Here is a 4110-nt window from a genome sequence, read left to right on the forward strand (position 1 = left end):
GATATGCTGCGGGAGACCATCGGGGAGGAAAACACCCTGAAGCTGGTCCGCCACTTCGGGGGCGATAACTCGCTCAATATCCCTCGCTGCGCCGCTGCCCTGCGCGAGTACCGCAACCAGTGCTTTCTGGCTGAAGTGGATACGCTGGTGCATCAGGGCGAGTCCCTGCGGATGGCCTTAACCCTGCTGGGGCCGAAATACGGGATTGCCAATACCCGAGCCTGGGAACTGCTCTCCCGGCGAAGAACGCCGTCATCCCCTCCGGCGTCGCAGCCCTCCCTCTTCTGAAGCAAACCGCTTCGCCCCCGCAACATGTTCCGCTCCGGGGGCACGTTCACAATAACCCTCACAACATCTGTGAGGGTTATTTTTTATGGAATCTTTCCACTTTGGCGAACACAGCGAGACCCGGCTTCAGGGTGTCCACCCTGACCTGGTGAAAGTGATCCGTCTGGCGCTGGTGCTTTCCCCCGTTGACTTCGCTGTCACCGAAGGGCTGCGCTCCGTTGCCCGTGAAAAAAAGATGGTGGCTGAAGGTCACAGCGAGACGATGCACAGCCGCCATCTGACCGGGCATGCCGTGGACGTGGTGGCTTACGCCAGCGGCCAGGTGTCCTGGACGTGGTCTCTGTATGCCGCCATCGCGCAGGCGGTTAAGCAGGCTTCCGGCCAGTTGGGCATCCCGGTTGAATGGGGTGGCGACTGGCACACCCTGAAGGACGGGGCACACTTCCAGCTCCCGTTTGCGGAGTATCCGGCATGAATTTACAGCCCGGTAGCCAGCCCTTATTGCGGGGGCTGAAGGTGACGGCCGCACTCGGGTTTGTTCTCCTGGTGATCCTTGCGCCGTTTTTGTTCTGGACCCTGTTGTTCACCCTGTGGAACTGCTGGGCGGCATATGCAGGCTGGAACGTGATGATTCCCGTTGGCTGGAAATCCGTTGTGTCAGCGGTAGTGATTTGCTGGTTTCTCCGCTGGGTTATTGGTCGCCGGTCAGCATGAAAACTCAGGAGACTTTTGAAATGGCATGGTTTGATCGCCTGACTGAGCTGTTCAGCAATACCCATGGACGTCTGTCCAGCACCGAAGTGGCCACCGTGACGGCGCTGGCTGTCAGTTCGCTGGCTGTGCTGGCCTGTGTGGTGCTGAACCGCCAGCCGGATACAGTGCTGGGGTTGTATCTCGGGGCCTGGGTCACTCACGCCGGAGTGCAGGGCCATCAGCGGCTCAAAAGCCAGACTCCGCCACCGGATGGAGGCAATGAAAATGCCCGCTAAATGGCTGTTAACCCATCTGCTGCCTGGCGTATTGCTGTGCGCCCTGCTGGGCGGCGGGGCCTGGTGGCGTCACCATCAGGGCTATGCCTCTGGATTCAACAAGGCCAAAGAGGCGGGTGATACCGCTCTTGCGAACGAGAGGAAAGCCCGTGCGGATGAGCGCCAGAAGCTGGCTGAGAAAGGCCAGCAGGCGCTGCTGGATGTCCGGGAGCGCGAGCATCAGCAGCAGGCCCGGGCCGATGCGCTGGCAGCCCGGCTCGCGGAGCAGGAGCAACAGCTACAGCAGGCGCAGCAGTTGCTGAGCCTCAACATTCAGAAGGCGGTCAGCGATGACAATCAGGCATCCCGGCAGGGTTCTCAGTGCGATTTTAACGGGCTGGGTCCTCACAGCCTGCAGCTCTACGAGCAGGCCCTCGGATACACCGGTGGTGGTGACCCCGGCCCCGGTGATACAGGAGGCCATTAAGCCCCCACGCGACATGGTGACCGTCGCCCCGATGCCCCCGGCCCCTTCAGCATATGCCGGAGGGAGAAAGAGTCTGCCGCCGGACGTGTTACTGCGCCATGCCTCAGACTACGGCGCATGGTGCCAGACGAACGCCGCAAAGCTGCGGGCGCTGAATGTATTTTTCTGGCCGGAAAGGCCATAAGGACCAGACATGGAAATCTCTAACACCGTCATTCAGGGGGCCATCACGCTGCTGTTCAGCGTGGTGTCCTTCGGGCTCAGTATCTGGGTCCGCAACCTGACGACCACCATTGAAAAGCTGCGCGATGGCCAGGCGGAAATGCACCTGCTGTTCCAGCTCAAGACCGATGCTGCCCGCGACCACGCGCAGGTTCTGCAGATTTTTACGGATATCAAGCTGTCGATGGAACGCATCAACGAGCGCATGGACCGTCTGATTGACGGGACCGGGGGCCACTGATGGCGCACCCTAAGGTCCTGCGGGACGCCGTGCGTCGGGATTATATCGGCCAGGGCATCGCCCCTGAGGTGCTGGGGCCGATGCACGGTGTCAGCGTGGCGACGGTGGTCCGCTGGCGGCGCGATGCGCGGGAGAACGGCGACGACTGGGACAAATTACGGGCCGTTCGCCGCCTGACCTCCGGCGTGGCGGAAGATATTCCCCGCGCCCTGGTGGTGGAGTATCTGGAGCATAACCAGTATGCCATTGAGCGGTTGCGCACCGTCCGTGAAAGTCCGGAGGGGCTGAAGATGCCGCCGGAGGATTACGCGAATCTGCTGGTGAAGCTGCAGGACGGTTTTAACAAGATGATGGCCGCCAGTCGGCGCATTCTGCCCGAGACCGACCGTCTTATGGTGGCGGCGGGCGTGATGGAAGATTTCGCGGCGTTTCTCAGTGAGAAGCACCCGGCCCTGATGGCGGGCTTCATGGATGTGCTGCCCGCCTTTCAACAGATTGTGGAGAAGAAATATGGCTAACCCGATGATTGATATTGATGAAGATTTTTCTGTCCGCGCACACAAAATTGAGGCACTTGAAGTTCAGGGGGCCACGATGATCGTTCATCTCGATGATGGTCATTCAAAACTGAATGAAGCGCGAAGCCACCAGGATGCCCGTGAAATGCGCAACCGTATTGCCGCCGCCGTTCACCAGGCTGATGTGAAGTCACTGGTGAGTGACGAGATCTGCACGACAACATCGTCTTTCAGTGGGAATGCTTCTACTAACGCTTTGATGGCAGAAGCGCACGCCGAAGACGCGCGTGTCAGCATTAAAGGTATGACCCGGCAGGCGAGTGTGAACAGAATTGCTGATGTTCTGAGGTACGAATTTGGTGACTGCCTTGGTAGCCCCGGTTTTATGGAAGATTTATGGGTGGCGTTACAGGTGATTTACGGCCCCTCCGGAGCCGCAGATTTTATCAGTGAGTGCCAGAATCCCCGGCAACATTAGCCGAAATCATTTGAAAAATATCCCGGTAAGCGGTCGATGCGGCATTGCTCCTGATGCGAAGGGTTTCAGCTATAAAGTTTTCTTCTGATTGCCCCTCTTTTCGCCGGAAAATATGGCTCGCAGCTACTGTAGGCACGCCTGCTGGGTTTGTCGCCAGATAGATATTTGTAGCAATTTTGGCGATCTCGATTTTTTGTTCAACCGTGAGTTTTTCTGTACCGGACATAGAAACTGCTCCTCTGCTTTCAGATGATGGTTCGCAACAGTAGTTTGTTGCAGAGGGGGATTTTCTGGCACAGGGAACCCGGATTTTTAAGAGGTTTCTGCCTGTGGCATCCAAATCTTCACTCAAGGCTTTTCGCGAGAAATTTGCCCTCATTCAGATGGAGCTGCGCGATCGCATCGAAAGCGAGAGTGCGGGTCTCGACGCCAGCCCGGAAGCGGTGCAGTCGCGCCGGGCACAGGTTTTTGACCCGGTGACCGGGTTTCGTTTCTTCGTCAACACCTACTTTCCCCACCACGTCAAACACGCGGCAACCAGCGAGCTGCACGAGTACCTGTATGAACGCCTGCCGCAGGTGGTGGCGAGCCAGGACTGCGAGAACGAAGTCATTGCCGCCCCGCGCGGCGAGGCCAAAACCACGCTGGGCCAGCAGCTCTTCGACCTCTGGTGTGTGGTCCGCGAGCTGAAGAAGTTTATCATCATTGCGTTTGATACCACCGAGCAGGCAGCGGAATCACTGGAAGTCATCAAGGCTGAACTGGAGTTTAACGCGGGCCTGTCGCTGGATTTTCCACAAGCCTGTGGGCAGGGCCGCGTCTGGCGTATCGGCTGTATCCTCACCGCCACCGGCATCAAGATTGAGGCCGCCGGTCAGGGTAAAAGCCTGCGTGGCCGCAAGCACGGG

Annotated in this window: 8 protein-coding genes and 2 pseudogenes; 9 read left to right on the plus strand and 1 reads right to left on the minus strand. The window is 58.6% G+C overall.

Translation table 11 applies throughout. From position 1 onward, the window contains the following. The 8 genes and pseudogenes from B9Y90_RS27040 to B9Y90_RS25485 all read left to right on the plus strand — a co-directional run. Positions 1–288 (plus strand): annotated as a pseudogene (locus B9Y90_RS27040) (hypothetical protein); the annotation flags it as partial. An 85-nt stretch (positions 289–373) separates the two neighbouring features. Next, positions 374–763: a M15 family metallopeptidase gene (locus B9Y90_RS25455; RefSeq protein WP_085543072.1), complete on the plus strand. Its 390-nt coding sequence runs from the start codon at positions 374–376 to the stop codon at positions 761–763. After that, positions 760–1002, plus strand: coding sequence for a hypothetical protein (locus B9Y90_RS25460; protein ID WP_085543073.1), 243 nt, complete (start codon positions 760–762; stop codon positions 1000–1002). The genes B9Y90_RS25455 and B9Y90_RS25460 overlap by 4 nt, the downstream gene beginning before the upstream one ends. A 20-nt stretch (positions 1003–1022) precedes the next feature. After that, positions 1023–1277 carry a hypothetical protein gene (locus B9Y90_RS25465; RefSeq protein ID WP_254902771.1) on the plus strand — a complete coding sequence of 85 codons (255 nt, stop codon included), beginning with the start codon at positions 1023–1025 and terminating at the stop codon, positions 1275–1277. Further along, positions 1261–1743, plus strand: coding sequence for a hypothetical protein (locus B9Y90_RS25470; RefSeq protein ID WP_085543075.1), 483 nt, complete (start codon positions 1261–1263; stop codon positions 1741–1743). The genes B9Y90_RS25465 and B9Y90_RS25470 overlap by 17 nt, the downstream gene beginning before the upstream one ends. A gap of 193 nt (positions 1744–1936) precedes the next feature. Further along, a complete protein-coding gene (locus tag B9Y90_RS25475) occupies positions 1937–2206 on the plus strand; it encodes a hypothetical protein (protein WP_085543076.1) in 270 nt (89 codons plus the stop codon). After that, entirely contained in the window at positions 2206–2724 is a 519-nt protein-coding gene (locus B9Y90_RS25480; protein WP_085543077.1) for a DUF1804 family protein, read from the plus strand. Before B9Y90_RS25475 ends, B9Y90_RS25480 begins: the two co-directional genes overlap by 1 nt. Further along, positions 2717–3202: a hypothetical protein gene (locus tag B9Y90_RS25485; RefSeq protein WP_085543078.1), complete on the plus strand. Its 486-nt coding sequence runs from the start codon at positions 2717–2719 to the stop codon at positions 3200–3202. Before B9Y90_RS25480 ends, B9Y90_RS25485 begins: the two co-directional genes overlap by 8 nt. On the opposite strand, the gene B9Y90_RS25490 is transcribed toward B9Y90_RS25485, so the two are convergent. Continuing rightward, entirely contained in the window at positions 3171–3428 is a 258-nt protein-coding gene (locus B9Y90_RS25490; RefSeq protein ID WP_085543079.1) for a hypothetical protein, read from the minus strand. The two genes, B9Y90_RS25485 and B9Y90_RS25490, sit on opposite strands and share 32 nt — an antisense overlap. 103 nt (positions 3429–3531) lie before the next feature. On the opposite strand from B9Y90_RS25490, the pseudogene B9Y90_RS25495 reads away from it, so the two are divergent. Further along, positions 3532–4110: pseudogene (locus tag B9Y90_RS25495) on the plus strand (phage terminase large subunit); the annotation flags it as partial.

This window comes from Cedecea sp. NFIX57, from assembly GCF_900177785.1.
Lineage (GTDB): Bacteria > Pseudomonadota > Gammaproteobacteria > Enterobacterales > Enterobacteriaceae > Cedecea > Cedecea neteri_C.